Origin of the sequence: Bacillus cereus group sp. MYBK79-1 (assembly GCF_051915365.1) — a bacterium.
Classification (GTDB): Bacteria; Bacillota; Bacilli; order Bacillales; family Bacillaceae_G; genus Bacillus_A.
Genome location: NZ_JBQAEO010000010.1, coordinates 17,263 through 44,131, shown reverse-complemented (window position 1 = coordinate 44,131; position 26,869 = coordinate 17,263). Strand labels below are relative to the sequence as shown.

Sequence of the window (26,869 nt, the reverse complement as noted above, 5' to 3'; positions counted from 1 at the left end):
TTTACAACCCCCGAATCTTTCACATAAACGTAATTTTAACACCGAAAGAAAGTGCTTTGCAACAAAGTTTCCTCACTTACAGTATGCAAAGTAAAAAACTTAAGAACCTCACACTTTTCTTTTCATTCGTGAAAAAAGCCAAAGCCAAGGCACGCTTGACTTTGACTTTTTGTCATCTTACTTATTTATATTACTTATCTTCTTTTACTTCTTCAAACTCAGCGTCTACTACATTATCTTTCTTCGCGCCAGCATCTTGTGCTCCTTGTGCACCTTCTGCTTGCCCTGCAGCTGCTTGAGCTTGCTCGTATAATTTAACAGTTAATTGTTGTACGATTTCTTGTAAAGCGTCTTTTTTCGCACGGATTTCCTCAAGCTCGTTCTTCTCGATCGCAGCTTGTAAGGCTTCTTTCGCTTCTGTTGCTTTTGCAACTTCAGCCGCATCCACTTTACCTTCTAGATCTTTTACAACTTTATCCGTTTGGAATACAAGTTGGTCAGCTTCGTTACGAAGTTCAACTTCTTCCTTACGTTTTTGGTCAGCGTCAGCATTCGCTTCTGCTTCTTGTACCATACGATCTACTTCTTCATCAGAAAGACCTGAAGAAGATTGGATTGTAATAGTTTGCTCTTTGCTTGTTCCTAAGTCTTTTGCACGTACATTAACGATACCGTTCGCATCAATATCGAATGTTACTTCGATTTGTGGAATACCACGTGGTGCTGGCGGAAGGTCTGTTAATTGGAAACGACCTAACGTTTTGTTGTCAGCTGACATTGGACGCTCACCTTGTAATACGTGAATATCTACTGCTGGTTGGTTATCAGCAGCTGTTGAGAATACTTGTGACTTACTTGTTGGAATTGTAGTGTTACGTTCAATTAATTTCGTGAACACACCACCCATAGTTTCAATACCTAAAGAAAGTGGAGTTACGTCTAATAATAGTACGCCTTCTACATCACCAGTAAGTACGCCACCTTGAACTGCAGCACCTAATGCTACAACTTCATCAGGGTTTACACCTTTATATGGTTCTTTACCAGTTTCACGTTTAATAGCTTCTTGTACAGCTGGGATACGAGTAGATCCACCAACAAGGATAACTTTATCTAATTCGCTTGGAGCAAAACCAGCGTCTTTTAATGCACGACGAGTTGGCTCTAACGTTCTTTCAACAAGACCTGCTGAAATCTCTTCGAATTTCGCTCTTGTTAACGTTAATTCTAAGTGTAATGGACCAGCAGCTCCAGCACTAATGAATGGTAATGAAATTTGTGTTTGTGTTACGCCAGAAAGATCTTTTTTCGCTTTTTCAGCTGCATCTTTCAAACGTTGAAGTGCCATTTTATCTTGGCTTAAATCAATGTTATTTTCTTTTTTGAACTCAGCTACTAAGTGGTCAATAATAACTTGGTCAAAGTCATCTCCACCAAGACGGTTGTCACCAGCAGTTGAAATAACTTCGAATGTTCCATCTGCTAACTCAAGGATAGATACGTCAAATGTACCGCCACCTAAGTCATATACTAAGATTTTTTGCTCTTCATCTTGTTTTTCTAAACCGTAAGCAAGCGCTGCTGCTGTTGGTTCGTTAATGATACGCTCAACTTCTAAACCAGCGATACGACCAGCATCTTTTGTTGCTTGACGTTCTGCATCGTTGAAGTATGCAGGTACTGTAATAACAGCTTTCGTTACTGTTTCACCTAAGTATGCTTCAGCAGAAGCTTTTAAGTTTTGTAAAATGATTGCAGAAATTTCTTGAGGTGTATAATCTTTACCTTCAACTTCTACTTTGTAGTCTGTACCCATATGACGTTTAACAGACATGATTGTATTTGGGTTTGTAATTGCTTGACGCTTTGCAACTTCCCCAACTTGACGCTCTTCATTTTTGAAAGCTACAACAGAAGGTGTTGTACGGTTTCCTTCTGGATTTGGGATAACCTTTGGTTCTCCACCTTCCATAACAGCTACACAAGAGTTTGTTGTACCTAAGTCAATACCGATAATTTTACTCATGGCGAATCCTCCTACTTTTATGTAATTTATTGATTTACTTTTACCATTGATGGGCGAATCACACGGTCTTTTAGTTTATAACCTTTTTGGAATTCTTCAACTACCGCGTTTGATTCAAATTCACTATCTTCCACTTGCATAATTGCTTGGTGTTCATTAGGATCAAACTGTTTACCAACAGCTTCAATCGCTTCAACACCTTCTTTAGTCAACGCTTCTAGCAATTGACGATGCACCATTTCCATACCTTGTAACAAGGATTTTGTTTGCTCATCAGTCGCTTCTACTTGCATCGCTCTTTCAAAATTATCAAGAGCTGGCAAAATATCTGAAACTAGACTTTGTGCTCTATATTTTTCAGCAGCCTGTTTATCCATTTGGACACGACGCTTATAATTTTCAAAATCAGCTTGTAGACGTAATGTGCGGCCTTCCGTTTCCGTTAGTTTCGCTTGTAACTCATCTACTTTTTCTTGTAAAAGAGCAGCCTCACTTTTTTCTTCTACAGTTTTTTCACTGTTTTCTGTCGTGACAGCTTCTTCAACTTGCGCTTCTTTTACTTCTTCTACCACTTGTTCGTTACGCTCTTCCACAATATTCACCTCCTTAAAAGGTATTAGGTATTATGCTGAACACAATTACCTAAGCATTATATATTACACACAGCAATGAAAATTTCATTACTTGAGCGAATGTATTACTCTCATTTACTTTTTAAGTCCATCAGTAAATTGTCTCGTAAATAACTGTAACAAACTAATTACCCGAGAGTATTGCATTCTTGTCGGACCTAAAATAGCAATTGTTCCAAGCTGTTCTTCTCCAATCGAATACGTTGCAGAAATTAAACTACAATCTTCCATGGCCGTCGCAGAGTTTTCCCTACCAATTTTCACTTGAATACCTACTTGTTTATGACGCAAAATGTCATAAAACTCAGCTTCATTATCAATCATCGTCAGCAAGGATCTTACTTTGTGAATGTCATGGAACTCTGGTTGCGAAAGCATATTTGCTTTTCCTCCAAAGTATATCTTTTCCGATAAAGGAACTTGAAATGTACCATCTAACATTTTTATTGCACTATCGTAATTATGAACATACCCACGTAAAACTGTAACAATCTCTTTCAAGATTTTGTTATGCAGTTCTGCCATTGGTATGCCCGACAGCTTTTCATTTAAAATATTAACCATTTTTTCTAAATCTGATAAATCAACAGATTCCGGAACGGTAATCGTTTTGCTTTGTACATGCCCTGTATCCGTTACAATAATAGCGACTGCAGTTTGACGATCAAGCGGTACAATTTGTACGTTTTTAAGTTTATTTGTGCTTAACTTCGGTCCAAGAACAATGGCCGTATAATTCGTAAGCTCTGATAAAATTTGAGCCGATTGCTGTGCAATCTTTTCTGCTTCAAAAATTCTTTCAGCAAATAAATCTTTAATTTGTACAATTTCATCGTTCGGTAAGTTTTGCGGCGCTAAAAGATGGTCTACATAAAAACGATATCCTTTTTCAGAAGGAACACGTCCTGAAGAACTATGCGTTTTCTCAATAAATCCTAGTTCCTCTAAATCAGCCATTTCATTTCGAATAGTAGCTGAACTAAACGTAATTTCATCTTTCTTAGCCAACGTCCTCGACCCAACAGGTTGCGCTGATCCAATAAAGTCATCAATAATTGTTTGTAAAATTAAGAGCTGACGTTCCGTAAGCATCTCTTCATCACCTCTGTTAGCACTCTTTGCCTTCGAGTGCTAAATCTATTAATAACTTACCAAAATTGACATTCAATTGTCAACGGAAACGTCACGAAATAATGAAACTTTTTCACGTTTATGGAACATTTAATTAGTCAATCAAAAATGATTGGAATACTTCATTCCCTAATAATTTTCCTTTTCGCGTTAAACAAACATATCCATCTTTCTCTTCAAGCAATCCTTGTTCTTGATTTTTTTGCAGCTGCTTCGCGAAAACTTGATCCATCTCCATATTAAATTTCTTTTGAAACGCTACTTTAGATACACCTTTTGTTTTTCGAAGTCCTAAGAACAACTCTTCTTCCATTTTTTCTTTCTCCGTCACCGCGTGAACATCTAAATACGGAAATCCGGTTTCATCGATTTTATTGAAATATTGCTTGAGCGGTCCTACATTTTGGATACGTTCTCCATTTACATAACTATGTGCTCCAGCTCCAAATCCATAATACTCTTCATTATTCCAGTATGTGAGATTATGTCTACTTTCATTATCACCTTTTGAGAAATTGCTAATTTCATACTGGGTATAGCCGTGTTTCTCCATTTCATCCATTACCATTTCGTACATTTTCGCTTCATGGTCTTCACCTGGAAGTCTTAATTTCCCTTTATTCATCAAGTTATAAAACACAGTTTTCGGTTCCACAATTAATGAATAGGCCGAGAAATGTTGCACACCAAGCGTAAAGGCAATATCTAATGTTTCTTTTACATCTTCTATCGTCTGTCCTGGCAGAGCATAAATAATATCTACATTTATATTTTTAAAGCCTACTTCCTGCGCTTCTCTAATTGCTACAAACGCATCTTCCCTCGTATGCTTACGTCCAATTTTCTCAAGCAATTCATCTCGAAATGTTTGCACACCAAAACTAATTCGGTTTACTCCACCTTCTAGCAATACATTTAACTTCTCTTTCGGTAAATCACCCGGATTCGCTTCAAATGTTAATTCACAATTTGGGGCAAATGGACGTAAACGACGGTTTATAATATCGAGTAACTTTTTTGTCTGCTCCATATTTAACGCTGTCGGAGTTCCCCCGCCAACAAAAATCGTTTTCATATTATCAAACGGTACTTTTTGAACTGTATTTATTATTTCTTTCTCTAAATACTCTAAATATTGATCGACCGGCTGGCGTTCAATAAACACTTTATTAAAATCACAATAGTGACAAATATGCTGACAAAACGGAATATGAATATATGCAGCTTGCACCAAAAATAACTCCTACCTTTCTAAAAAGAAAACCTCCGCGCTTGGGAGGCTTCTTTACTTCTCTAACGTATTACGAATTTGCTCCATTCGCATTTTTCCCCAATCATACATCATTTCAACGATTGGTAAAAGCGACATGCCTAATTCCGTCATATAATACTCCACTCGCGGAGGAATTTCTGGGTATACTGTTCGGTCAACAATCCCATCTTCCATTAACTCTTTTAATTGGTTTGACAAAACTTTATGAGAAATGCTTGGGAATAATCGTTGTAATTCACTAAAACGATGAGGCCCTTCCACACCAAGATGCCACAGTATCACAACTTTCCACTTTCCGCTAATAATAGAAAGCGTCAATTCCTTTTCACAATTAAAATTGCCATTTTGTATTTTCTCGTGAATATCTTTTCGAATATTTTCGGACATTAACAAACTCCTAACTCCATATGAACTAAAAAGCTCTCTCACCATTGTAAATGAGAGAAGCTACGTTGTCTAAAAAGTAATGATATAAAAAAGAAGCCGTATAAACGACTTCTTTTTTTATATCGATTCGCATGAAATAACAATCAATTATTAATTGTCATCCATTTTCAGTACAGCCATGAACGCTTCTTGCGGTACTTCTACAGAACCAACAGACTTCATACGTTTTTTACCTTCTTTTTGCTTATCAAGAAGTTTACGTTTACGAGAAATGTCACCACCGTAACATTTCGCAAGTACGTTTTTACGCATCGCCTTAATTGTAGAACGCGCTACAACTTTGTTTCCGATCGTCGCTTGAATTGGTACTTCGAACTGCTGTCTTGGAATTAAATCTTTTAATTTTTCTACAATCACTTTACCGCGGTCATACGCTGAATCACGGTGTACGATAAATGATAGAGCATCCACTTGTTCATTATTTAAAAGAATATCCATTTTCACAAGTTTCGACGGTTTGTAGCCAATTAACTCGTAATCAAATGATGCATATCCTTTTGTGTTTGATTTCAACTGATCGAAGAAATCATATACGATTTCTGATAACGGGATTTCATATGTTAATGTAACACGTGTTTCATCTAAATATTGCATATCAATAAACGTTCCACGTTTACCTTGGCAAATTTCCATTACAGCTCCAACATAGTCATTTGGAACCATAATTGAAGCCTTCACGAACGGCTCTTCTACACGATCGATAGACTGTGGATCTGGCATATTAGATGGATTATCAACAATAACATCTTCACCGCTCGTTAAATAAACTTTATAAATAACACTTGGCGCTGTTGTAATTAAGTCAATTTTGAATTCACGTTCAATACGTTCTTGAATGATTTCCATGTGAAGAAGTCCTAAGAAACCACAACGGAAACCAAATCCTAGCGCTTGAGATGTTTCTGGTTCAAACTCAAGAGCAGAATCGTTTAACTCTAATTTTTCTAACGCATCACGTAAGTCGTTGTAACGTGCAGAATCGATTGGATATAAACCACAGAATACCATTGGGTTTAATTTACGATAACCCGCTAACGGCTCTGCAGCTTGACGTTTCGCGTGTGTAATCGTATCACCAACACGTGTGTCACCCACATTTTTAATCGATGCTGCTAAGAAACCTACATCACCTACTGTTAATTCGTCACGTTGCGTTGTTTTCGGTGTAAACACACCTACTTCTGTTACTTCAAATTCTTTTCCAGTTGCCATCATACGTACTTTATCGCCAACTTTTACCGTTCCGTTTACAACACGGATATATGCAATTACACCGCGGTATGGATCATATAAAGAATCGAAAATCATACATTGTAAAGGCTCTTCTGAATCACCTGTTGGAGCCGGTACCTTTTCAACGATTTGTTCTAAAATATCTTCAATACCAATACCAGCTTTCGCTGAAGCAAGTACAGCTTCCGATGCATCTAAACCAATTACATCTTCTACCTCTTGACGTACACGTTCTGGGTCCGCACTTGGTAAGTCGATTTTATTAATAACCGGTAAAATTTCTAAATTGTTATCAAGCGCTAAGTATACGTTCGCTAATGTTTGCGCCTCAATACCTTGCGCTGCATCGACAACAAGAATTGCACCTTCACAAGCCGCTAAACTACGAGATACTTCGTACGTAAAGTCGACGTGTCCTGGAGTATCGATTAAGTGAAGAATATACTCTTCACCGTCTTTCGCTTTATACGTTAGTTGTACTGCATTTAATTTAATTGTAATACCGCGCTCACGCTCTAAATCCATAGAGTCAAGCAATTGAGCCTTCATTTCACGTTGTGTTAACGCGTTTGTTTTCTCTAAAATACGGTCTGCTAACGTTGATTTTCCGTGGTCAATATGAGCAATGATAGAGAAATTACGGATTTTGGACTGTCTTTTTGCTCTTTCTTCTTTGTTCATCTATGTTCTCAACTCCTAATAGTCTCGCCAATATACACTAGCACTGATTATATCAATAGAGCAGCAAAGATTCAATGAAAACTCGTGCTGCTTACAATACAAATCATTCTATCTATATCTTATGCGAACAAACCATAAGAGACAAACCTTTTTCAAATTAAAAAACGGCTGTCTTACAAATCTGTAAAACAGCCGTCCTCCGCTTGACTCTTAACTAAAAATTTCTTTTACTTTCCCGACAACTATATCTGTTCCAAACCTTGTTATTTCATAGGCAACACTTGCTATCGCCATACCCACCCCTTCTACAACATTAAAACTTCTTAAACTTTCTAATTGTTTTTGTTTTTCAGTAGCGGAAAATGAACCCTCCAAAATTTCTGATTCAGCAGCCTCACCTTTTGTTCCTGTCATATGAGCGATTTGTTCATACGACATTTGCTGATAACCTTTCATACTTTTCAAACCATGATTAGCAAGTGCCACCCCTGCTATTATCATAAGTAAGCATAAGGCCGCACTACATATACATAAAAGCGAAAAGCGGCTTAAACGATTATCTTCTCTTCCCATCAATGTGTATATGCTCCAGTATTATCTTGGTCAATTTGATGATGCAAGGCTGCATTTAAACCACTCGCTATTACATTTGCCATATCTTCTATGAATGCATCCACTTCTTTCGGAGTCACCATTAAATTATGGCCAAGAGGAGATAACACTTCATAAATTAATTTTCTCTTCTCTTCATCTTCCAGTGTACCTACAGCACCTAAAAACATATTCCGACTCTTTTCATCCGGCATATCTTCTTCTGTTAATTTTTTCTTTTCTCCAAATGTAAAACCAGCTGGTAACAAAGAACGGGAAGGTTTGTTTCCTTCTTTCATCTCCCGTCCAAAATGTTTCAAAATAAAATCAATTGTATCGCTTGTAATCGAAACTGCATCAACCACAGTCGGAACACCAATCGCGATAACAGGAATACCCAATGTTTCTTTACTGAGTTCCTTACGTTTATTCCCAACACCCGACCCTGGATGAATTCCCGTATCAGAAATTTGTATCGTACTATTTACTCGTTCAATAGAACGGGCAGCTAATGCATCAATTGCAATGACAAAGTCTGGCTTTGTCTTCTCAATAATTCCATAAATGACATCGCTCGTTTCGATTCCTGTAATCCCCATTACCCCCGGCCGAATTGCACTAACAGGTCTAAACCCTTCTTCTACACTTTCAGGCTGCAATTGAAACAAATGTCTCGTTACCAATACATTTTCTACAACTATCGGCCCAAGCGCATCTGGCGTGACATTCCAATTCCCAAGACCAACAATTAAACAACTCGCTTCTTTCGTAACGCCAACTTCTTCTAAGAAATAAGAAAATTCTTTTGCAAAAATGCGCTCTACTTTTTGTTGCAGTTCCGTATCTTGTTGACGTATACCTTGCACTTCAAGCGTTAAATAACTCCCAGGTTTTTTTCCCATCGATTCAGAGGCAACTTCATCAATCGTTACTTTCGTAATAGTAACACCTTCTTCTTCCCTCTCTTTTACAATAACTCCTTGTATCCCTTTTTGCTCTTCTTGACGCTCTTGCAACATTTGATGAGCCTCTACAGCAAGGTCAGTTCTAACGCTATATTTACTTAAATCTAATGGTTCTTTCATCGTATCTCCTCCGTAATTCATAGTAAATATCGTTAGATTTCCCAAAGTTATATAAGGTCATTCTTTCCTTTACGTGAAATTTCATTGATATACTATTGCAATTCTCTTCACCGTTTGATAGAATATCACTTGTTCTATGTTAAGAATCGAGTCATTCGATTGCACCAGGGAGGTGAAAAGTATGGCAAACATCAAATCTGCTATCAAACGCGCTAAACTTAGCGAAGAGCGTCGTTCACATAACGCTTCTATCAAGTCTGACATGCGTTCTGCTGTTAAAACTGTAGAAGCTTTAGTTACTAATAACGATCTTGAAAATGCTAAAGAAGCTTTCAAAACTGCTTCTAAAAAACTTGACAAAGCAGCTCGTAAAGGTCTTATCCACCAAAACGCTGCAGCTCGTCAAAAATCTCGCTTAGCGAAACAAGTAAACGCGTAAGGCGTTTAAAAAACGATCCATTTGGATCGTTTTTTTATATACAAAAAGTTCACGTGCTTAGCACGTGAACTTTTTTGTTTCATCACATATGATTTAACCGCATTAAGAAAAACTCAAGCACAAGTTTCTTATCCATTTTTCCTGTCTTCATACTATAATCAGCTTCCGCTAATTCTATAATCACTTTTTTTAATTCTTCAAAAGAGAAAAACTTCGTTTGATTCATCGCTAACTTTACACGATATGGATGCACACCAATATGAGACGCAATTTGATTTTGTCCATAACCACGTTGCTGTAACTCTTTCACTTGATAGAGCAAGCGGAATTGACTTACTAATAATGCAAGCAGTTTAATGGGTTCCTCTTGCTGCGTAAATAATCCATCCAAAATTTGCATCGCACCCGCGATATCTTTTTTCACCACTTTTTCTGTCAAAGCAAACACATTTTGTTCAACCGATTTTGGCACAAGCTCTGCAACGAGTTTCGGTGTAACCTCTCCGCCCATACCGACGTATAACGTTAACTTGTCCATTTCCTTCGCCAACATCGTTACATTACTTCCCACAAGCTCTAACAATAAACTAACAGCTGCATTATCAATATGTACATGCACTTCATCTGCACGAGCAACAATCCACTTCTGAACATCCTGCACTTGCATCGCATTCGCTTCTACTACGTCCGCTGTTTTCTTTAATAGTTTTGTAATTTTTTTTCGTTCATCAAGTTTTTCGTAAGGCGCAACAAAAACAAGAATAGAAAATGGAGAAGGCTCCCCAATATATTCTTCTAAAATTTTTATATTTTGCTCTAATTTTTCTTTTTGTGAAGTTAAAAATAGTGGTGATTTTATTAATATCACTTTACGTTCTCCGAAAAAAGGAAGTGTACGTGCATCCTCAACCACATCTTCTAAATACGCTTCTTCTAAATCATATGTCACAACATTAAACTCGCGATCTTCCTCTTCAAGCGCTTCTGTTGTAATAAGCTTTATCGTTTCATTTATAAAAAACGCTTCCGTTCCATACAGTAAATACAACGGAACAAACTGCTTCTTTTTAATCTTTTTATGTATCTCACTCATACTTTTTCCTACTCCCTAACTTGGCAATATATATTTATACTAATGCCCTAGCTTTTGTTTTACAAGTACAAAGGAACAGGCTGTATAACCCGTCCCTTTATTTATATTAAACGCCACGCAATAAGCCCCGGGTTTCTTATTGGTGTGCGGTAATCACCTTCCCTTTATTATTCACAATAAAAATTCGAGTATAAGTGCCAACTGTTAACATGCTTGGAAACAAAAAACTCACGTTACTTCATGATCTAAAAGTAGTAAAAACGCTCTATTTCTCTTCATATGGAAATTGTAGATTTTTTTCTGACAATATTTTATACTAAAGTGGAATGTTGGGGAGGGATTCTAAATGAATGATTTTGAACAAAATGTTCAAAGTAAACGCAATGACGCTATTGATTCAGGGGTAGGATTTATCGTCTCATTTGGTTTTTTCGCAACACTTTTCATCATTGCAACTGTTATTAAATTTATCGGTTCTTAAAGACTGCTGCTTACTGGCAGTCTTCTTTTTTATCTATTATGTGTTTCATCATATGTGATTTTGCTACGAAAGGTTCCCCTTTCCCCTTTAAAAACATAGGAAATAGCACCTTGCTTATCCGTGCGCCATATTTCAATCCCCATCTTCTCAAAACGCTCTATAACTTCCTTATGAGGGTGCCCATACCTATTACGCTCACCGGCAGAAATAATCGCTATATTAGGCTGTACGACGCTCAGAAAAGGGGCTATAGACGACGTGTTACTCCCGTGATGAGCAACCTTTAAAACATCCGCCCGTAACTCTGGATACGCCGCTACTAAAAACTTCTCTCCTTCTTCTTCTAAATCACCTGTAAATAGCCACGTTATCCCTCCTAACTTTGCCCACACTACAATTGAAGCGTTATTTTCACTTCTTTCCTTTCCTGTTGGAGCTAGTACGAAAAATTCCGCTTCATTTACGCCCCAACTCTCTCCTTCTCCCACTTCTCTTATTTTCACTTCCTTTTCTAACGCCTGTTTCTTTACTACTTTTTCTAATACTGGATCTTGTTCCTTTCGGCCAAATACGACTTCTTTTACGGTTATATTTGATAATAACTCTTGCGCAGCACCTATATGATCCGCATCGCCATGCGTTACGATTAATTTATCGATTTTTTTAATACCTTCCTTTTGTAAATACGGAATCAAAATATCATTTCCGACAGAAAATTCATGCTTTTTTAGTTGCCATTCTTCTTTGTTTACACGAATTGTTCCACCAGTATCAATGAGGTAAATCTCTTTATCGTACGGGAGACGGATTAATATCGCATCTCCCTGTCCAACATCAAGAAATGTAACACTTCCGCTTTCTCGAAAATACGGATATACATAATGACATGTACTAATAAACAGAAATATACCTGAAGCTATACACATAATTCCCTTCGACATTCGCCTTTCCCAAACCATCAATATACTAATAATACTCACGCAATATAGGGCTACAAGAAGTATAGGTGTTTGCCCGAAATTAAGACGGATAAATGGCAATTTTTCACAATCACTTAAAAAATCATTAGAAAGATTCAAACCTATTGATAGTACATTCGCAAGTCCTTTTGCAAGAAATGGGACGATCGGTATACATACCAAAATGATAATACTACACGGCAATACAATGAGAGATAAAAACGGAACGTATAGGATATTAAGAAAAATACTATATGGAGAAAAATAACCGAAGTGATATAACAAAATTGGAGTACTAACGAGCTGTGAAATAAAAGAAATATAAATAGAATTTCGGATTACTCCATTACTATTCTCTAGTAACAGCGGGGCAGATAAAAGTAAAGCAAAACTACCAACGAAAGAAAACTGAAAACCAATATTAAACACGAGATATGGATCAAATATAAGCATACATATAGCTGTTACACTTAAAGCATCTAAGCTAGATAAACGAATAGAACACATAAAAGCAATCAACATTAAAACACCTGTTATAGAAGCTCTTATAACAGACGGTGACGCTCCTGCTAAAATCATATATAGAGGAATACAGAAGATAAGACATACTGTCGCTACCTCCCTCGTCACACCACTTCTTAGCAAAATAAAATACACGATCACCATTAACAATACGATATGCGATCCTGAAATCGCCAACAAATGTACAAGACCAAATTGCTGATATTGCTCTTCAACTTCATATGTCATTTGTTGTCTATCACCAAATACTAATGCATTCATAAAAGCACCTGATTGCCCTGGAAACATTTCTGTAACGCCCGAGATCGCTTGCTGCCTTAAAAGAAGGATCCATTGCACGAGTGACAATGATGTTTTATGGCATTCAGAAATATATGTAGCTTCCAATATGAAATGAATATTTTGCTTATACAAATAATCACGATAATTAAAATCATGAAAATTCCGAGCTATTGGCGGTTCTTTCCTCTCACCTTCGAATACACATGATGCTCCTGCATGTAATCGTCGCAGTTGTTTCTTTTCCGAGGTTGATTTAATTTTGTAACTTAACTGCACTATATTTTTATACTGATCTTCAACTTGAAATGATAGGCGATCCCCGTTAATAAGAGGTGTATTGTATATCACTCCTCTTGTAGCTTCGTAGGACTCTCCTAGAGGCTTGTTTTGCCCTTGAATATACATAGTGTACATAGCGCCACTAAAACACGCTATCATACAATAAAGGAAGGTTTTACGCGAAGTACGATACAAACAAAAGAAAACATATAGAACAAGACAACAAATCAGCAATAAAACCGAAGAGGAGAAGGCAATTGCAATCCCTATGATAAATGAGATTGCAACATAGCCCCATTGTCCTTGCAATTCATACTCACTCCTTATAGCATCATTTTTGCTTTCGTGAATACATGCTGTAATTCTGCCATTGATAAGTTTTCTTTTTCTAAAGATGCAAATAGTTCTTTTAACTCCATATGACGCTTTTGATCCTCTAATGCTGCAATATTATATTCTAGCGGAACGTGTTTCACTGTTACATTCGCTTTTTCAAATAACTCTACGGCATATGGATGATTTTTATAATCCTGCGCATAATAAACTGCTGTAATACCACTTTGAATAATCGCCTTACAGCATTGTAAACAAGGGAAATGCGTAACATAAATTTCCGCTTCCTCCGTTTTCACACCAAACTTTGCACATTGTAATAAAGCATTCATTTCTGCGTGAATTGTACGAACACAATGATTATCAATAACGTAGCATCCGTCATCTATACAATGTACGCCACCTTTAATTGAACCATTATATCCACCAGCAATAATTCGTTTATCACGAACGATTGTCGCTCCTACTGCAAGCCTTGTACATGTACTACGTAAAGATAGTAAATGGCTTTGCGTCATAAAATATTGATCCCATGAAATTCGTTCCATATTCTTCACCTACTTTTTTGTCTACTTGTAGTGTAGCGAATGAAGAAAAACTTCGTCAATCTTTTACGGAATAATAATTTGATCTTTTATTTTTTCCAAAGACTTCGCACCAATCCCATCAATCTCTAACAAATCTTCTATTTTTTGAAATGGACCATGCTCCTCTCGATATTTCAAAATACTTTCTGCTTTCCGAGAGCCGATACCTGTAATTTTTTCAAGTTGTTCTTTAGAAGCTGCATTTATTTGAACTTTCCCCTCTCCCTTTGAAACAGCAGCTCCCCCTTGCACTTGTTCGCTTTTATTCGGTACGTAAAGAATCATTTGGTCTTGTACCATTTGTGCTAAATTTACCTTCAACCTATCTGCCTCAGGCAAAAAACCACCTGCCTTCTCAATGGCATCCTTGACCCGGTCCCCTTCTTTCATTTCATACACTCCCTCTTTAACAACAGCCCCTTTCATATCAATTACAATTATTTTTTTCTGCTGCTTTGTATCCGATATTTTCGGTTTACTTTTTTTCTCCATCTCTTTCGCTTGAACATCCGTTACAATGATTGATCGTTCTGTATGCTCGTTCGTTTTCCAGAAAAGAAGAAAAAGTACAGTTCCAATAATAGCTACTAATCCTAACCATTTCTTTGGAAAATCCCACATCATTTTTCACCTCTAATCATAAATTTATAACATCATTCATATTGTTTAGGAGAAAGCTGTTACGAAGGAGGGATGAAACATTGAACATAGGAATTATAGGGACAGGGAACATGGGGAATATACTAATCGACGCATTTTTAGAAACCCGTGCTGTCAAACCTTCGTGCCTTACAATCATTAATCGAACGCCCGCCAAAGCATATCATATAAAGGAAAAATACCCTTCTGTTCATATAGCCAAAACTATTGATGAGGTAATCGAACGATCACATCTTATTTTTATTTGCGTAAAGCCGATAGATATCTACCCGATCCTACAAAAATACGCCGAACATTTTTCTGATGAAAAGTGCTTAGTTTCTATCACAAGTCCAATATCTCCATCACAATTAGAGACACTTGTACCTTGCCACGTTGCCCGTATTATTCCAAGCATTACAAACCGCGCCCTGTCTGGCGCATCACTATTTACGTTTGGAAGTAAATGCTCTGAAGAGTGGCAACAAAAACTATTTCGCCTATTCAAAAAAATTTCTACTCCCCTTGTAATAGAGGAAGATATAACGCGCGTTTCATCTGATATAGCAAGCTGCGGCCCTGCATTCTTTAGTTATTTATTACAAGGTTTCATTAACGCTGCTGTAGATAAAACAAATATTACACATGAAGAAGCCACTACTTTAGTAAGTGAAATGGTCGTTGGAATGGGGAAATTACTTGAAAAAGGGATTTTCACATTGCCTACTTTACAAGAAAAAGTATGTGTGAAAGGCGGCGTTACAGGAGAAGGTATTCGTGTTTTAGAAGAACATGTTGGAGATATGTTTCATAAATTAATCGAGCGGACACACGAGAAATTTGATGAAGATTTAAAATGCGTTGATCAGCAATTCAATAAACACACATAATAAATACGTCATCGTCATTCCAAATCCTTTTTATAAATACTTACTTTTTTACATTACATTTTCACTTAAACTAGTATTTTCACACTTCACGTATACCATCTTCTTATTATTCTAGAACAAAAATTACAGCTTCTTTACAAAACAAAAGCAACCTTCCCGGTTGCTTTTGTTTTACCCGTTTTTCTTCGCCATGAAGAAAATACGTTCTGTTTGTTCGGTAACTTCAAGTCTCTCAAAGTCACCAGTCACGCGAAGCACTGTAAAACCAGCTTCTTCAAGCCATTTCGTTAACTCTTCAACCTGATATGCACGTTGCACGTGACATTCGTCAAAGCGATGGTACACATCTTCTTCTGGGTCTTGAACAAAGAATGTTAAATCATGTTCTACACTATTTGATTCTTCACCAGGGAAGCAATTCCAAATAAGAGATATTTCTTCTCCATTCACTGTGTATGTTTCATTTTGAAATACATGATGTATTTTATATAAAGAATGTACATCAAATAAAAACAAACCATCTTGACGTAAATGGTGAAACACTCTTCGAAATGTTTCTTGCACTCCATCTTCTTGCAATACATAATTTAATGAATCACAAAAGATAGTTACACAGTCAAACTCACCCGGAACATCAAGCTCTCGCATGTCTTGTTGGTAAAAAGGAATAAAATATCCTTCTCCGCCTAATTTTTGCTGAGCGACCGTTAACATTTCTTCTGAAAGATCGACACCGATTAAATCGTAACCCTTTTGTACGAGCGGAAGGGTTACATTACCAGTACCGCATGCTACGTCAAGAATCTTTGCCTCTTTCATATCCGCTTGCTGCAGGCTTTCCTCTGTGAATTCTACCCATTTTTCATAAGGGACATCATTCATTAGTTCGTCGTACAACAATGCAAATTGTTCATATTTCATTGGTCTAGCTCGTCTGTAATATCTTCACGTGGCACATCGCCCCATAGACGCTCTAAATTATAGTGATTACGCTCATCCTTATGGAATACATGAGCAACTACATCTCCAAGATCAACTAATACCCAGCGCGCTTCGTCAAAACCTTCCATACGTTGTACGTCGATTTCGAACTCGTGTGCTTTTGCTTTAATTTCACGCGCAATTGCTTGCACTTGTTTATCTGAGTTACCGTGACAAATAATGAAATAATCTGCAATTGGTGAAATACCTTGCATATTTAGGACAACCATATCTTCTGCTCTCTTATCATCAGCTGCTTTCGCTGCTAATACTAATAAATCTTTATCTTTCATTTAATAATTTCCTCCTTGATAACTGCATTATATGTTTGGAATGTTAATGGATAAATCGTTTGATCTTTTTCCATTAAAAATTGAATTGTTCGCTTTAACGCAAATAATAAAGCTTGATTTATATCCGTATATGCGAGTTTACGAGCTTCTTCCACCCCTGGAAACTTTCGCCCAGGCTCAATGTAATCAGCTACATAAATCACTTTATCTAACATCGTCATTTTCTCATGACCACTTGTATGATATGTAATAGCTTGCAGGATTTCAGGATCCGTAATACCTACTTCTTTTTCTACTAAGTATGCCCCAACAGGTGCGTGCCATAACTCTTTGTTATAACAAAGTAGATCTTTCGGCAAATCTTCACATTTAATAATCTCTTCCATCTCTGAAATCGCTCTACATTTCGCATAATCATGGAATATAGCTGCCACTTCTGCTTTCTTCTCATCCACACCGTATAATTTAGCGAGCTCAATCGCTGTCTCCATTACACCAATTGTGTGTATATAACGTTTTTCATGCATTTGTTGTTTGACAATATGAAGTGCATTCTCACGATTCATACAACCCATTCCTCTCAATATATACCTGTACTTTTTCAGGAAGTAAATATTTACATGTTTTCTTCTCTTTATATCTCTCACGTAGTAAAGATGAAGAAACTGCAAACTCCGGAATTTCCACCGTAGTGATATTATAAGGCGTACGCAATGTATAACCAGGTCTTGCAACACCAACAAACGTAACCAGATCTAGTAACGCTTCAATGTTATACCACTTCGGTAAATACTCAACCATATCTCCACCAATAATAAAGTGAAACTGCACATCCGGATACTTCTTCGTCAATTGTAACATAGTGTCATATGTATAAGATGGGCCCTTCCTATTCAGCTCTTCTAAACAAATAGAAAAGTGTGTTTCTTCCTCAGTCGCAAGTTCTAACATATGTAAGCGACTTTCTACACTTGTAATATTTCGTCCTTGTTTATGCGGTGGAATTTGGTTTGGTAAGAACCATACCTCCTCCAGATTCAAAGCGTGATACACTTCATTTGCAATTAGTAAATGCCCATAATGAGGCGGGTCAAATGTACCGCCAATGATGCCAATTTTTCTCAAAAGAAACGCCCCTTCCTTTTACATACAGTAACTCTCTTCATTCCTATCCGAAGAGAGCTCACTGTTAATAAAAGTTCAATTGGTTTCGCTCTCTACATCATTACGCATCAGCGATAAAAATAGCGCATGCTAACCTTTTTTATCGAGGAAGTTTAATTTGTTTATTTTCTCTTGATTCTTTGTATAACACAATTGTGCTTCCAATTACTTGAACGATTTCAGCACGTGCACCTTGTGCAAGCTCTTCTGCAACTTCACGACGATCAAATTCACAGTTTTGTAATACGCTCACTTTAAATAGTTCACGAACTTCTAACGCTTCTCCAATTTGTTTCACCATATTCTCATTTACGCCGCCTTTTCCTACTTGAAAAATTGGTGTTAAATGATGTGCTTGTGCACGTAAAAATCTTTTTTGTTTTCCTGTTAACATATATGTTAGCCTCCAAGCTTTTTTATAACTAATTGTTTCATTCGATCAATATTTGGTATGCGTCCTGTCCACATTTCAAATGCAAGTGCCCCTTGATAAACAAACATATCAATACCATTTTGAATGATTGCACCTTGCTCTTTTGCCTCACATAAAATTTTCGTTTCAAATGGATTATAAATTATATCTGATACAATCGTTCCTTTTTTTAACGAACAAATTTGTAATGGCGTATGTTCGACGTATGGATGCATACCTATTGTTGTCGTCTGAATGATAATATCATAATTCTCTTGTTCTTCTGTTGCTTTTTCTAGCGATAAAGCAACAGAAGTAACATGAGCCTTACATGCAGCAATAAGTTCTTCCGCCTTATCTACTGTGCGATTGGCTACATCAATCTCTTTCACACCTATATCAGCAAGAGAAAAATAAATAGCTCGACTAGCACCACCTGCGCCAAGTAATAAAATACGTTTCCCTTGAAGTGGTTCACTACTAATGGATTGCAATGCTCGAACAAAACCAATTCCATCTGTATTGTAGCCAATCAACTTCCCGTCTTTATGAACCACTGTATTTACTGCACCGATTTGCATCGCTAATGGATCAATCTCATCCAAATACTCCATAATAGCAACTTTGTGCGGAGTTGTTACATTAAATCCTGAAATACCTAATGCTTTTAAACCTCTTATTGCTTCCCCTAGCACTTCCTCTTCAACAAGAAATGCATGATAATGGGCATCCATATTCAAGTGTTCAAATGCATCGTTATGCATAACGGGTGATAATGAATGTCCAATTGGATTTCCGATTACACCATATAATTGTTTCATAAATCCCTCTCCATATTAAATTAAAGATTTACGCAATGAAACACTTACTCCTTTTGGTACGTGTGCAACAATTTTTGCTCCTGGTTCGTTCACAGTAACCCATCCTAATCCAGAAAATACAACATCCGTTTTCGGCTCACGAATATTAAACTCGTATTTCACTAGTTCAGGCATATTCGCTAATTCTTCTGGTGTTGGCGGGCTTAGTAAATCCCCAGCATGATTTTTATACAATTCGTCTGCTTTCTCAAGCTTTGTACGGTGAATTGTTAAACGATTTGAGAAGTGACAAGTAAACGCACGACGACCACCACTTACATAATCAAAACGTGCCAATCCACTAAAGAATAACGTTTGTTCCTCATTTAATTGGAACACCATTGGTTTAATTTCTTTTGTTGGTGTAATAAGCTTTAAGCTTTCTTTTCCAACATAATGAGCCATTTGATGGTGATTAATAATACCTGGCGTATCATATAAAGAAGATTCTTCGTCTAACGGAATATCAATTAAATCAAGCGTTGTTCCTGGGAAATGAGATGTTGTAATTACATTTTCAGTCTCATCACTAAATTCTTTAATCATACGATTAATAAATGTTGATTTTCCTACATTTGTACATCCAACAACGTAAACATCTTTTCCGCCGCGGTAATACTCAATAGCATCTGCCAGCTCGGCAATTCCTTGTCCCTTCGCTGCACTAATTAAAAAGACATCTTCTGGCTTTAATCCTAGCTGCTTTGCACTATAGCGCATCCAATGCTTTACTTTATCATGTTTTACTGACTTAGGAATTAAATCAGCTTTATTTCCAACAAGTAATACTTTATTATTGCCCACGAAACGATGTAAGCCAGGTAACCAGCTACCATTAAAATCAAAAATATCTACAATCTTAACTACTAACGCATCTGATTTTCCAATTCCATTTAGAATACGTAGGAAGTCATCATCTGTTAATGATACATCTTGAATTTCGTTGTAATGTTTCAAGCGAAAACAGCGTTGACAAATTACTTGTTCTTTCTCTAAAGATGAGGTAGGAGCATATCCCACTTCGTTTTTATCTTCTGTTTGAATTTCTACACCGCAACCAATACATTTAATTGTTTCAGTCAAACTTTATTCCTCCCAGTTAATTAAACCTTTTTTCTTCATATTTCTCATAATTCTTCGTTCAATTTTTCGATTAAAGCGCGTTACTAATCCGTCCGTTTGTGCTACCGGTACAACTAAAATTGTATGAAGTCCCACTCGGTTTCCACCTAACACATCCGTTAGTAACTGATCCCCAATTACTACAACTTCATCTGGTTGCAGATGCATCTCTTGTATCGCACGCTTAAATGCACGAACAAATGGTTTACGCGCACTATGAATAAATGGAATACCTAATGGATCAGCAAAGTCTTTCACACGTTGCTCATTATTATTTGAAACGACCGTTACTTGAATGCCTTGCTCTTTCATTTCCAAAAACCATTCTTCAAGTTGCGGCGTTGCATTTGGACGATCCCATTCAATTAAAGTGTTATCTAAATCAGTAATAACACCTTTAATTCCACGTTTTTTCAAATCTTCTGGTTGAACATGATATACATTTTTCACATATTCATTTGGTAAAAATAACTTCAATTTCTTTCACCTCTTTGAGGAGTTTTCATAAAAATTTTTCGACAACATATTTCGATATATAACCTGTGGATAAAATTGTACACATTTTCCACATTAATTTTTCAGTCAATTTGGAATTTACTAACATTCTATACACATTTTATCCACCTAGGTATGTGGATAACCACCCGTTTGTGACTGTCATATTTTTTTGGTACATTAAATGCAACAACGAATCAATCCTTATATTATTAGGAGGTGACTCACCTTGAAAACAAAACATATGGAACAGTTATCTACTGAGTTACTCACTGAGTCTTATTATAAAGCAAAAGAACTAAAATTAAATCCCGACTTCATTTTACTTATAAAACAAGAAATGATTAGACGCTCATTAGAGGACAAGCTTGTCAAATCGTCTTGATTACATATAAAGTGAAATTTTAATGAGCTAACTTGTAAAAAGAGCCATCCTGCGATGGCTCTCGAATAAACAAGTACTCCCATCTAGGGAATTTCATCATTAAGCATCTTTGTCCATAACTCTTGCTTACAGTTATAAAATCTTTTCTTTACTTATGGGCCAATCGAGTAGCAATTTTTTCACCAAGACGAAGCTCTTGCCCACTCTTCAAATTCTGCACTACTTCTATCATATCTTTTTCAAACAATAACACAACTGTTGAGCCAAATGTAAAGTATGCCATTTCTTCACCTTTTTGAACAGTACTTCTTTCATGCAAAAGCTCAATACTATTAACAAACATAGCTCCTACTTTTACAAGCGCCATATGTTCACCGTCACTATTTACTTCTGTAACAGAGCGATAATTTTTTGATAATGGCTCTTTCCCGTATTCCATACCAGCTGCATTTACCGGATATGATTTTCTACCAAGTACAAACCTTTCAGTCACAGAACCAGAAAGCGGGCTATGAATACGATGATAATGACTTGGGCTTAAATAAATAACCATGTATGTACCACCTGCATATCGCTTTGCACGTTCTTCATTACCTAGCATATCCACGATCGAATAACGCTTGCCTTTAATATCAAATGTTTTTGTGTCCTCAATAGGACCGTGATCAGCAAAAACACCATCAACAGGACTAACGATACTCGATGCACCTGTATCAACACTACGCTTTCCTTCTTTTAGCTTACGCGTAAATAATTCATGCAATGTTCTATATTCCTTCAAACCCTTTTCCATCTCATCTTGATTAATTTGAAAAACTTTCGCATACGATGGAATAATGATAGAGCTCAAACGAGATTGTGCAAATTTACGTAATATATAAGAAGTAAAACGACCATTTGTAAGTTCGATCATAAGTCGATATAATGTACGTCGCAAATTGCGAAACCTCCTAATCAGCCTATAACTTTAGCTTCCCCTTCTTTTCCTTCTATATCATATGTAAAATTGGTTCTTATTTCCACATATCATATAGAACTGTTTCATTATACATGCGGAAAACTAAGTATGGTATTATTCTTAAATTGTTTAGCACCCTCTAATATTACAGATAGAATCCGTCATTTTCAACAGTGAACATGGATTTCTTCTGAACACAACTCTTTTTCTTTCCTTATTTACAAAAAGAAAAGCAGCCCATTTTAAAATATGGCTGCTTGCAATGTACATTATTCTTTCGCTTTTTTCTCTTTCTCTGCTCTTACAAATTCATGGAACATTTTCATTAAAGCACGCTTTTCAATTCTTGATACGTAGCTTCTCGAGATACCGAGTGCCTTTGCGATCTCTCGTTGCGTTTTCTCTTTATCAAGCCCCAGTCCAAAACGCTTCACGATTACTTCTTTCTCCCGTTCGTCTAAAATATCGATATACTCTTTAATCTTTTCTAACTCCATACTAAGCTGAATCATATCAATTACATCTTCAGACTCTGATTTTAATATATCAATAAGCGATATTTCATTCCCCTCTTTATCTTGCCCGATCGGGTCATGAAGTGAAACGTCCTTTTTCGTTTTCTTTAGTACACGTAAATGCATCAAAATTTCATTTTCAATACAGCGTGCTGCATACGTCGCAAGTTTTGTGCCTTTTCCTGCCGAATAGCTCTCGATCGCTTTAATAAGCCCTATTGTACCAATTGAAATTAAATCTTCTGCATCTTCCCCTGTGTTTTCAAACTTCTTAACGATATGAGCTACAAGCCGTAAATTATGTTCAATTAACAAATTCCTCGCTTGAGCATCACCTTGCTCCATTAACTCTAAGTACTTTCTCTCATCGTCTGATGATAACGGTTGCGGAAACGCATTGTTCTTTACATAAGAAACAAAGACAAACACTTCTCGAACCATATATCCAATTGCGGCGAATAGACTCAAACCTTTCACCTCCGCCAAAATAGTGGTCTTTACTATGTGTATGTGGGCGTAAGGTTGTTTGTGTCTGTACGATATAAATATGGAATCCTTGGCTTTTTGTCGAACGAAATAAGTCTTTCATACCTTGAATAAATTTTCCAATGTATTACAATATGTAAAGTTCCAAAATTTTGAAAGAGGTGTTTTCATGCGATACTTTACTTCACAAATAACAAAATTAGTAGTACTCACACTATCTTTTTTCTTACTTTCAGCTTGTGGACAAGAAACTTCGCCCACAAAAACTGAGACGACTAAACAGGATACTGCCGCATCAAAAGATAGCACAACAACTGAAGATAACCAAAAAGATGCAGACAATGTAAAAACTGAAAACAATACAAAGACTGAGAACAACGCAACACCTAAAACTAATACAAAATCCGAAAACAACACAACTACTGAAAACAACAAAAAAAATGAAAATAATGAAACAGCTAAAAATAATACAAAACCTGAAGCAGAATCTAAAAACACACAAAAAGAGCAACAACCAGCTAAGCAACCAAATAAACAAACTGATACTATTACATTCACAAGTGAAGATGCTGTAAAAGTTCTAGAAACAAGAATGGGAGCTCGATCAGCTGACATTCATTACGTCTCAGCGGAAGACCAACTAATCGGTACAATAAATGGCATTAAGCTATATGACGTTTTATACACACGTGGTGATGGTGAACATCAACGTGCTCTAAATTTCGCAGTAGGTTCAGATGGGAATTTATATGAGTGGTCAAAAGCTCAAGATGGTATTCTGCAACCACTTAACGGCAATTAATAAATGATTCTACGAACATAGTAAAAGCCAATCGATACGTATCGATTGGCTTTTATTAATATTCACTCCAAATTTTCTTCCCTGTGTCGGCATCAATATAACGAATTTCTCGACTACGGTCGAAGGGTTCTTTATAATTTTCATCCGTTGTTTGTTTATACAGTAGTTCGTAGCTTGTTTCCTCTACATCATTCTCCAAAAACCATTCTAAATGAACTCGCATGGCCCCTCTGTATATTTCTAACGCTTTTTCTTTTGTTACTTTTGGTGTTGTTTCATATGTAAGCAATTCTTTTATAAAGTTGCTAGATTCTCCTGAATAATGCATCACAGCACCATTCTCTGTATTAATGTTGATCATAATATTTTTTCCCTCTACATGAATGTCATTTACATATATTGAAAAGGAAAACCTCTCAATTCCATCTTCCGCTTCTTCACGTTCTTCCCAAAGACGTAAATATTGTGTAACATTTGGAATAACTCCTTCTAAAAATTGAAGTGCTTTTTGTAAACATTTCTCTCTAGACAGTATTTGCTTTACTTCTTTATCGTCTGTCAATTTTATAAAGCCAGTTAATTCATTCGTAGATTTATCAATCATAATGCAAACAAAATTATTATATTTTAACATCGGTAAATGCTTCTTAAAAAATTCATTCATTAAATATGGATTTTTTTCTTCTTTCTGTTTCTGTAATTCCTCTTTCGGAACAAATTCCATCCTGATTTCATCATCATTTTCCGTCTCAGCTACTTTTGTAAAACTTTCTTTATCCCAGTCAAACAAATCGAATATATCATCTTTTCGGCTACCTTTTTTCGGTTTTTCAACAGCTATAGTTGGAGGCCACTTATAGTGATCCGATCCAAACAAATTTTTACCTGTACTTGCTTTAATAAACGCATGGCTAGGTTCTGGTTCATATACAAGATGGTACCCTTTTACTTCCTCTCCATTTTCATACTCACATGAAGAGTATGTTAAATCCACAAATACAAGTCTCATATCTTGTCTAGCTTTCAAATTTTCTAAGACGACGTTCTCTTCAACGATTTCACTTGGCCATAACGGTTTTTTCTCGATAGCTTTTTGTCCATTATAACGAAAATGCACAACATTACCTGAAGAATGAACTCGCACAACACATCCTGTATTTGGCAATGGGTATCCATTCACTTCTTGCATATAATTTACTTCTTTCCAACCGCGCCTGTCGTCCTTAACAGTTACATATGTATAAAATTCATATCCTTCTTTTGTATATTTTTTTAAGAATACATTTGCAATCTCTCTTGCTTTATTCTCCTCTATCGCTTCCTTACCACTCGAAAAAGAATTTTCATCATCTATACTAAATTCAATTACATTACCAGTATGTCTATTCAGCGTAATTTGTATCGTTTTCTCCTCGTCCTCTTTATGCTCCCACCATAATAGATGATACGGGTCATCCACGCCTTCTTGATCATCTACAACAAGACTATAATCATCTGGAATGTCAATCATATGAGCCACTTGCTCTTTTCTTTCTTTATCTTTTTGATTCATCATACCTCTCCTTTATTACAATTTAAGGTAATTATAACAAACAAAACCAAAGAACTATAAACAAAAAAGACTAGAGATATCTCTAGTCTTTTACTTCGTCTCACGATGTAGCGTTACTCGCTTTAATCGCGGACAATATTTTTTTAGTTCGATGCGCTCTGGATTGTTTCGTTTATTTTTTTTAGAAATATAATTACGATCACCGCACTCTGTACAAGCTAATGTAATATTTACACGCATATGTAGTTCTCCTTTCTTTCAAAGATTGCAAACTAAAACGTAATGATTACGATTTATATGTTATATAACTTTATTCTCTTTGTCAATTACAAAAAAAGACAAAAATCTGAAACAATTAGTTCATACGAAATTCACACGAATCTATTACTATAGGAATTGTACATAGTGAACTTATTAACAATCACGTTTATTTATATAGAATTTTATTTGAAAGGAGTTGAAAGTATGAAAACTAAATATCGTTTTATGATTTCATCATTTGCTGCTTGCGCCTACATGATTTGGTGTTTAGTATAATAACAACCTCACTTGTAAATTGGAAAAGGTGTGTATATAAATGGAATATAATCAATCAACAGTTAACTACTGGAAAGCTTTTGTACTACCATATACATTTGCTTTAGAAGAGTTAAAAACTAAATTTGAAATTATGAACCGGGAAGCCCAATTTTTAGAGGATTACAACCCGTTTGAACATATAAAAACAAGATTAAAACAACCTGAAAGTATTATTAAAAAGCTTGAACGTAAAAATTTATTACCGACAGTTGAAAATGCTCAAACGCATTTACAAGACATCATCGGCATTCGTATTACATGTTGCTTCGTAGAAGATATCTATCATTTGAAAGAAGTCATTCAAAAGCGTGAAGATATGGAAATCATAGAGGTAAAAGATTATATCGCCAATCCAAAGGGAAATGGCTATAAAAGTTTACACATGATTATTAAATATCCTTTATCACTGAATTCTGGTACAAAAGAAGTCTTTGCAGAAATTCAGTTACGTACGCTCGCAATGGACTTCTGGGCAAGTTTAGAACATAAACTTTACTATAAGTATGAAGGGAAAATACCTGAGTATTTAAAAGATGAACTTCATGACGCGGCAATGAAGGCTGAAGATCTTGATAATAAAATGGCAACCATTCGCCAAGATATTGATGATATCGAAGCATGTTCAAATCAAATTATGTTACCACTATAAAAAAAGGTTCTCG

At 36.2% G+C, this 26,869-nt stretch carries 30 protein-coding genes; 6 read left to right on the top strand and 24 right to left on the bottom strand.

Features of this window, described 5'->3' with window-relative positions; genetic code table 11:
- Window positions 1-190: 190 nt before the first annotated feature.
- From dnaK to gpr, 8 genes are all read right to left on the bottom strand, one after another.
- Entirely contained in the window at window positions 191-2,026 is a 1,836-nt protein-coding gene (gene dnaK, locus ACTFOB_RS16710) for a chaperone protein DnaK (RefSeq protein ID WP_000034697.1), read from the bottom strand.
- Between the two features lie 26 nt (window positions 2,027-2,052).
- The gene (grpE, locus tag ACTFOB_RS16705) at window positions 2,053-2,619 is read right to left on the bottom strand and encodes a nucleotide exchange factor GrpE (RefSeq protein WP_000392716.1); all 567 of its coding nucleotides are present in this window, start codon (window positions 2,617-2,619) and stop codon (window positions 2,053-2,055) included.
- Between the two features lie 114 nt (window positions 2,620-2,733).
- Complete coding sequence (gene hrcA / locus ACTFOB_RS16700) at window positions 2,734-3,750, bottom strand: heat-inducible transcriptional repressor HrcA (RefSeq protein WP_151633691.1); 1,017 nt, start codon at window positions 3,748-3,750, stop codon at window positions 2,734-2,736.
- 133 nt (window positions 3,751-3,883) lie between these two features.
- Window positions 3,884-5,023: a radical SAM family heme chaperone HemW gene (gene hemW, locus ACTFOB_RS16695; RefSeq protein ID WP_440027641.1), complete on the bottom strand. Its 1,140-nt coding sequence runs from the start codon at window positions 5,021-5,023 to the stop codon at window positions 3,884-3,886.
- A gap of 51 nt (window positions 5,024-5,074) precedes the next feature.
- Entirely contained in the window at window positions 5,075-5,449 is a 375-nt protein-coding gene (locus tag ACTFOB_RS16690) for a winged helix-turn-helix transcriptional regulator (protein ID WP_001293536.1), read from the bottom strand.
- Window positions 5,450-5,599: 150 nt separating this feature from the next.
- Window positions 5,600-7,423, bottom strand: a complete 1,824-nt coding sequence (lepA, locus tag ACTFOB_RS16685; RefSeq protein ID WP_440027638.1) for an elongation factor 4 — start codon at window positions 7,421-7,423, stop codon at window positions 5,600-5,602.
- Between the two features lie 210 nt (window positions 7,424-7,633).
- Window positions 7,634-7,996 carry a YqxA family protein gene (locus tag ACTFOB_RS16680; RefSeq protein ID WP_440027636.1) on the bottom strand — a complete coding sequence of 121 codons (363 nt, stop codon included), beginning with the start codon at window positions 7,994-7,996 and terminating at the stop codon, window positions 7,634-7,636.
- A complete protein-coding gene (gene gpr, locus ACTFOB_RS16675; RefSeq protein WP_151633685.1) occupies window positions 7,996-9,099 on the bottom strand; it encodes a GPR endopeptidase in 1,104 nt (367 codons plus the stop codon). Before gpr ends, ACTFOB_RS16680 begins: the two co-directional genes overlap by 1 nt.
- Before the next feature lie 181 nt (window positions 9,100-9,280).
- On the opposite strand from gpr, the gene rpsT reads away from it, so the two are divergent.
- Window positions 9,281-9,538: a 30S ribosomal protein S20 gene (rpsT, locus tag ACTFOB_RS16670; protein WP_001274014.1), complete on the top strand. Its 258-nt coding sequence runs from the start codon at window positions 9,281-9,283 to the stop codon at window positions 9,536-9,538.
- A gap of 82 nt (window positions 9,539-9,620) precedes the next feature.
- Here rpsT and holA read toward each other — a convergent pair whose 3' ends face one another.
- The gene (holA, locus tag ACTFOB_RS16665) at window positions 9,621-10,631 is read right to left on the bottom strand and encodes a DNA polymerase III subunit delta (RefSeq protein WP_440027633.1); all 1,011 of its coding nucleotides are present in this window, start codon (window positions 10,629-10,631) and stop codon (window positions 9,621-9,623) included.
- A gap of 346 nt (window positions 10,632-10,977) precedes the next feature.
- On the opposite strand from holA, the gene ACTFOB_RS16660 reads away from it, so the two are divergent.
- Window positions 10,978-11,112 (top strand): YqzM family protein, encoded by a 135-nt coding sequence (locus ACTFOB_RS16660; protein ID WP_000997609.1) that lies wholly within the window; start codon window positions 10,978-10,980, stop codon window positions 11,110-11,112.
- A gap of 29 nt (window positions 11,113-11,141) precedes the next feature.
- Here ACTFOB_RS16660 and ACTFOB_RS16655 read toward each other — a convergent pair whose 3' ends face one another.
- The 3 genes from ACTFOB_RS16655 to ACTFOB_RS16645 form a co-directional block, all read right to left on the bottom strand.
- Window positions 11,142-13,463, bottom strand: coding sequence for a DNA internalization-related competence protein ComEC/Rec2 (locus tag ACTFOB_RS16655; protein ID WP_440027631.1), 2,322 nt, complete (start codon window positions 13,461-13,463; stop codon window positions 11,142-11,144).
- Window positions 13,464-13,477: 14 nt separating this feature from the next.
- Entirely contained in the window at window positions 13,478-14,035 is a 558-nt protein-coding gene (locus tag ACTFOB_RS16650) for a ComE operon protein 2 (RefSeq protein WP_440027629.1), read from the bottom strand.
- Between the two features lie 63 nt (window positions 14,036-14,098).
- The gene (locus ACTFOB_RS16645) at window positions 14,099-14,698 is read right to left on the bottom strand and encodes a helix-hairpin-helix domain-containing protein (protein WP_440027627.1); all 600 of its coding nucleotides are present in this window, start codon (window positions 14,696-14,698) and stop codon (window positions 14,099-14,101) included.
- A 77-nt stretch (window positions 14,699-14,775) separates the two neighbouring features.
- Here ACTFOB_RS16645 and comER point away from each other — a divergent pair, with 77 nt between their 5' ends.
- Window positions 14,776-15,603, top strand: coding sequence for a late competence protein ComER (gene comER / locus ACTFOB_RS16640; protein WP_151633675.1), 828 nt, complete (start codon window positions 14,776-14,778; stop codon window positions 15,601-15,603).
- Window positions 15,604-15,774: 171 nt separating this feature from the next.
- Here comER and ACTFOB_RS16635 read toward each other — a convergent pair whose 3' ends face one another.
- From ACTFOB_RS16635 to ACTFOB_RS16600, 8 genes are all read right to left on the bottom strand, one after another.
- Window positions 15,775-16,524 (bottom strand): methyltransferase domain-containing protein, encoded by a 750-nt coding sequence (locus ACTFOB_RS16635; protein WP_440027624.1) that lies wholly within the window; start codon window positions 16,522-16,524, stop codon window positions 15,775-15,777.
- Window positions 16,521-16,877, bottom strand: coding sequence for a ribosome silencing factor (rsfS, locus tag ACTFOB_RS16630; RefSeq protein ID WP_071712961.1), 357 nt, complete (start codon window positions 16,875-16,877; stop codon window positions 16,521-16,523). Before rsfS ends, ACTFOB_RS16635 begins: the two co-directional genes overlap by 4 nt.
- On the bottom strand, window positions 16,874-17,443 hold the full coding sequence (yqeK, locus tag ACTFOB_RS16625; protein ID WP_001078481.1) for a bis(5'-nucleosyl)-tetraphosphatase (symmetrical) YqeK: 570 nt from the start codon (window positions 17,441-17,443) through the stop codon (window positions 16,874-16,876). Before yqeK ends, rsfS begins: the two co-directional genes overlap by 4 nt.
- Entirely contained in the window at window positions 17,433-18,002 is a 570-nt protein-coding gene (gene nadD / locus ACTFOB_RS16620) for a nicotinate-nucleotide adenylyltransferase (RefSeq protein ID WP_440027621.1), read from the bottom strand. The genes yqeK and nadD overlap by 11 nt, the downstream gene beginning before the upstream one ends.
- A 139-nt stretch (window positions 18,003-18,141) precedes the next feature.
- Window positions 18,142-18,435 carry a ribosome assembly RNA-binding protein YhbY gene (gene yhbY, locus ACTFOB_RS16615; protein WP_000955228.1) on the bottom strand — a complete coding sequence of 98 codons (294 nt, stop codon included), beginning with the start codon at window positions 18,433-18,435 and terminating at the stop codon, window positions 18,142-18,144.
- Between the two features lie 5 nt (window positions 18,436-18,440).
- Window positions 18,441-19,274, bottom strand: coding sequence for a shikimate dehydrogenase (aroE, locus tag ACTFOB_RS16610; RefSeq protein ID WP_440027619.1), 834 nt, complete (start codon window positions 19,272-19,274; stop codon window positions 18,441-18,443).
- Between the two features lie 15 nt (window positions 19,275-19,289).
- Entirely contained in the window at window positions 19,290-20,396 is a 1,107-nt protein-coding gene (yqeH, locus tag ACTFOB_RS16605) for a ribosome biogenesis GTPase YqeH (protein WP_016086219.1), read from the bottom strand.
- A gap of 3 nt (window positions 20,397-20,399) precedes the next feature.
- Window positions 20,400-20,912 carry a YqeG family HAD IIIA-type phosphatase gene (locus ACTFOB_RS16600; protein ID WP_151633665.1) on the bottom strand — a complete coding sequence of 171 codons (513 nt, stop codon included), beginning with the start codon at window positions 20,910-20,912 and terminating at the stop codon, window positions 20,400-20,402.
- Between the two features lie 247 nt (window positions 20,913-21,159).
- On the opposite strand from ACTFOB_RS16600, the gene ACTFOB_RS16595 reads away from it, so the two are divergent.
- A complete protein-coding gene (locus ACTFOB_RS16595; protein ID WP_000850097.1) occupies window positions 21,160-21,315 on the top strand; it encodes a sporulation histidine kinase inhibitor Sda in 156 nt (51 codons plus the stop codon).
- Between the two features lie 148 nt (window positions 21,316-21,463).
- Here ACTFOB_RS16595 and ACTFOB_RS16590 read toward each other — a convergent pair whose 3' ends face one another.
- Complete coding sequence (locus tag ACTFOB_RS16590; protein WP_151633663.1) at window positions 21,464-22,252, bottom strand: phosphatidylserine decarboxylase; 789 nt, start codon at window positions 22,250-22,252, stop codon at window positions 21,464-21,466.
- 290 nt (window positions 22,253-22,542) lie between these two features.
- Window positions 22,543-23,256 carry an RNA polymerase sporulation sigma factor SigK gene (gene sigK, locus ACTFOB_RS16585; RefSeq protein ID WP_000051382.1) on the bottom strand — a complete coding sequence of 238 codons (714 nt, stop codon included), beginning with the start codon at window positions 23,254-23,256 and terminating at the stop codon, window positions 22,543-22,545.
- A gap of 187 nt (window positions 23,257-23,443) precedes the next feature.
- On the opposite strand from sigK, the gene ACTFOB_RS16580 reads away from it, so the two are divergent.
- On the top strand, window positions 23,444-24,076 hold the full coding sequence (locus ACTFOB_RS16580; protein ID WP_440027616.1) for a hypothetical protein: 633 nt from the start codon (window positions 23,444-23,446) through the stop codon (window positions 24,074-24,076).
- Window positions 24,077-24,131: 55 nt separating this feature from the next.
- Here ACTFOB_RS16580 and ACTFOB_RS16575 read toward each other — a convergent pair whose 3' ends face one another.
- Both ACTFOB_RS16575 and rpmG read right to left on the bottom strand, forming a co-directional pair.
- Window positions 24,132-25,628 (bottom strand): YcdB/YcdC domain-containing protein, encoded by a 1,497-nt coding sequence (locus ACTFOB_RS16575; RefSeq protein WP_440027614.1) that lies wholly within the window; start codon window positions 25,626-25,628, stop codon window positions 24,132-24,134.
- A gap of 90 nt (window positions 25,629-25,718) precedes the next feature.
- Window positions 25,719-25,868, bottom strand: a complete 150-nt coding sequence (rpmG, locus tag ACTFOB_RS16570) for a 50S ribosomal protein L33 (protein ID WP_001265617.1) — start codon at window positions 25,866-25,868, stop codon at window positions 25,719-25,721.
- A gap of 337 nt (window positions 25,869-26,205) precedes the next feature.
- Between rpmG and ACTFOB_RS16565 the strand changes: the two genes are divergently transcribed.
- A complete protein-coding gene (locus ACTFOB_RS16565) occupies window positions 26,206-26,856 on the top strand; it encodes a GTP pyrophosphokinase (RefSeq protein WP_000456215.1) in 651 nt (216 codons plus the stop codon).
- Window positions 26,857-26,869 lie beyond the last annotated feature (13 nt).

What these genes read in the sequence shown, in the direction of transcription:
- dnaK (WP_000034697.1), bottom strand. Translation starts at nt 2,026, where the DNA reads ATGAGTAAAATTATCGGTATTGACTTAGGTACAACAAACTCTTGTGTA.
- hrcA (WP_151633691.1), bottom strand. Translation starts at nt 3,750, where the DNA reads ATGCTTACGGAACGTCAGCTCTTAATTTTACAAACAATTATTGATGAC.
- ACTFOB_RS16690 (WP_001293536.1), bottom strand. Translation starts at nt 5,449, where the DNA reads ATGTCCGAAAATATTCGAAAAGATATTCACGAGAAAATACAAAATGGC.
- lepA (WP_440027638.1), bottom strand. Translation starts at nt 7,423, where the DNA reads ATGAACAAAGAAGAAAGAGCAAAAAGACAGTCCAAAATCCGTAATTTC.
- ACTFOB_RS16680 (WP_440027636.1), bottom strand. Translation starts at nt 7,996, where the DNA reads ATGGGAAGAGAAGATAATCGTTTAAGCCGCTTTTCGCTTTTATGTATA.
- gpr (WP_151633685.1), bottom strand. Translation starts at nt 9,099, where the DNA reads ATGAAAGAACCATTAGATTTAAGTAAATATAGCGTTAGAACTGACCTT.
- rpsT (WP_001274014.1), top strand. Translation starts at nt 9,281, where the DNA reads ATGGCAAACATCAAATCTGCTATCAAACGCGCTAAACTTAGCGAAGAG.
- holA (WP_440027633.1), bottom strand. Translation starts at nt 10,631, where the DNA reads ATGAGTGAGATACATAAAAAGATTAAAAAGAAGCAGTTTGTTCCGTTG.
- ACTFOB_RS16660 (WP_000997609.1), top strand. Translation starts at nt 10,978, where the DNA reads ATGAATGATTTTGAACAAAATGTTCAAAGTAAACGCAATGACGCTATT.
- ACTFOB_RS16650 (WP_440027629.1), bottom strand. Translation starts at nt 14,035, where the DNA reads ATGGAACGAATTTCATGGGATCAATATTTTATGACGCAAAGCCATTTA.
- ACTFOB_RS16645 (WP_440027627.1), bottom strand. Translation starts at nt 14,698, where the DNA reads ATGATGTGGGATTTTCCAAAGAAATGGTTAGGATTAGTAGCTATTATT.
- ACTFOB_RS16635 (WP_440027624.1), bottom strand. Translation starts at nt 16,524, where the DNA reads ATGAAATATGAACAATTTGCATTGTTGTACGACGAACTAATGAATGAT.
- rsfS (WP_071712961.1), bottom strand. Translation starts at nt 16,877, where the DNA reads ATGAAAGATAAAGATTTATTAGTATTAGCAGCGAAAGCAGCTGATGAT.
- yqeK (WP_001078481.1), bottom strand. Translation starts at nt 17,443, where the DNA reads ATGAATCGTGAGAATGCACTTCATATTGTCAAACAACAAATGCATGAA.
- yhbY (WP_000955228.1), bottom strand. Translation starts at nt 18,435, where the DNA reads ATGTTAACAGGAAAACAAAAAAGATTTTTACGTGCACAAGCACATCAT.
- aroE (WP_440027619.1), bottom strand. Translation starts at nt 19,274, where the DNA reads ATGAAACAATTATATGGTGTAATCGGAAATCCAATTGGACATTCATTA.
- ACTFOB_RS16580 (WP_440027616.1), top strand. Translation starts at nt 23,444, where the DNA reads ATGCGATACTTTACTTCACAAATAACAAAATTAGTAGTACTCACACTA.
- ACTFOB_RS16575 (WP_440027614.1), bottom strand. Translation starts at nt 25,628, where the DNA reads ATGAATCAAAAAGATAAAGAAAGAAAAGAGCAAGTGGCTCATATGATT.
- rpmG (WP_001265617.1), bottom strand. Translation starts at nt 25,868, where the DNA reads ATGCGTGTAAATATTACATTAGCTTGTACAGAGTGCGGTGATCGTAAT.
- ACTFOB_RS16565 (WP_000456215.1), top strand. Translation starts at nt 26,206, where the DNA reads ATGGAATATAATCAATCAACAGTTAACTACTGGAAAGCTTTTGTACTA.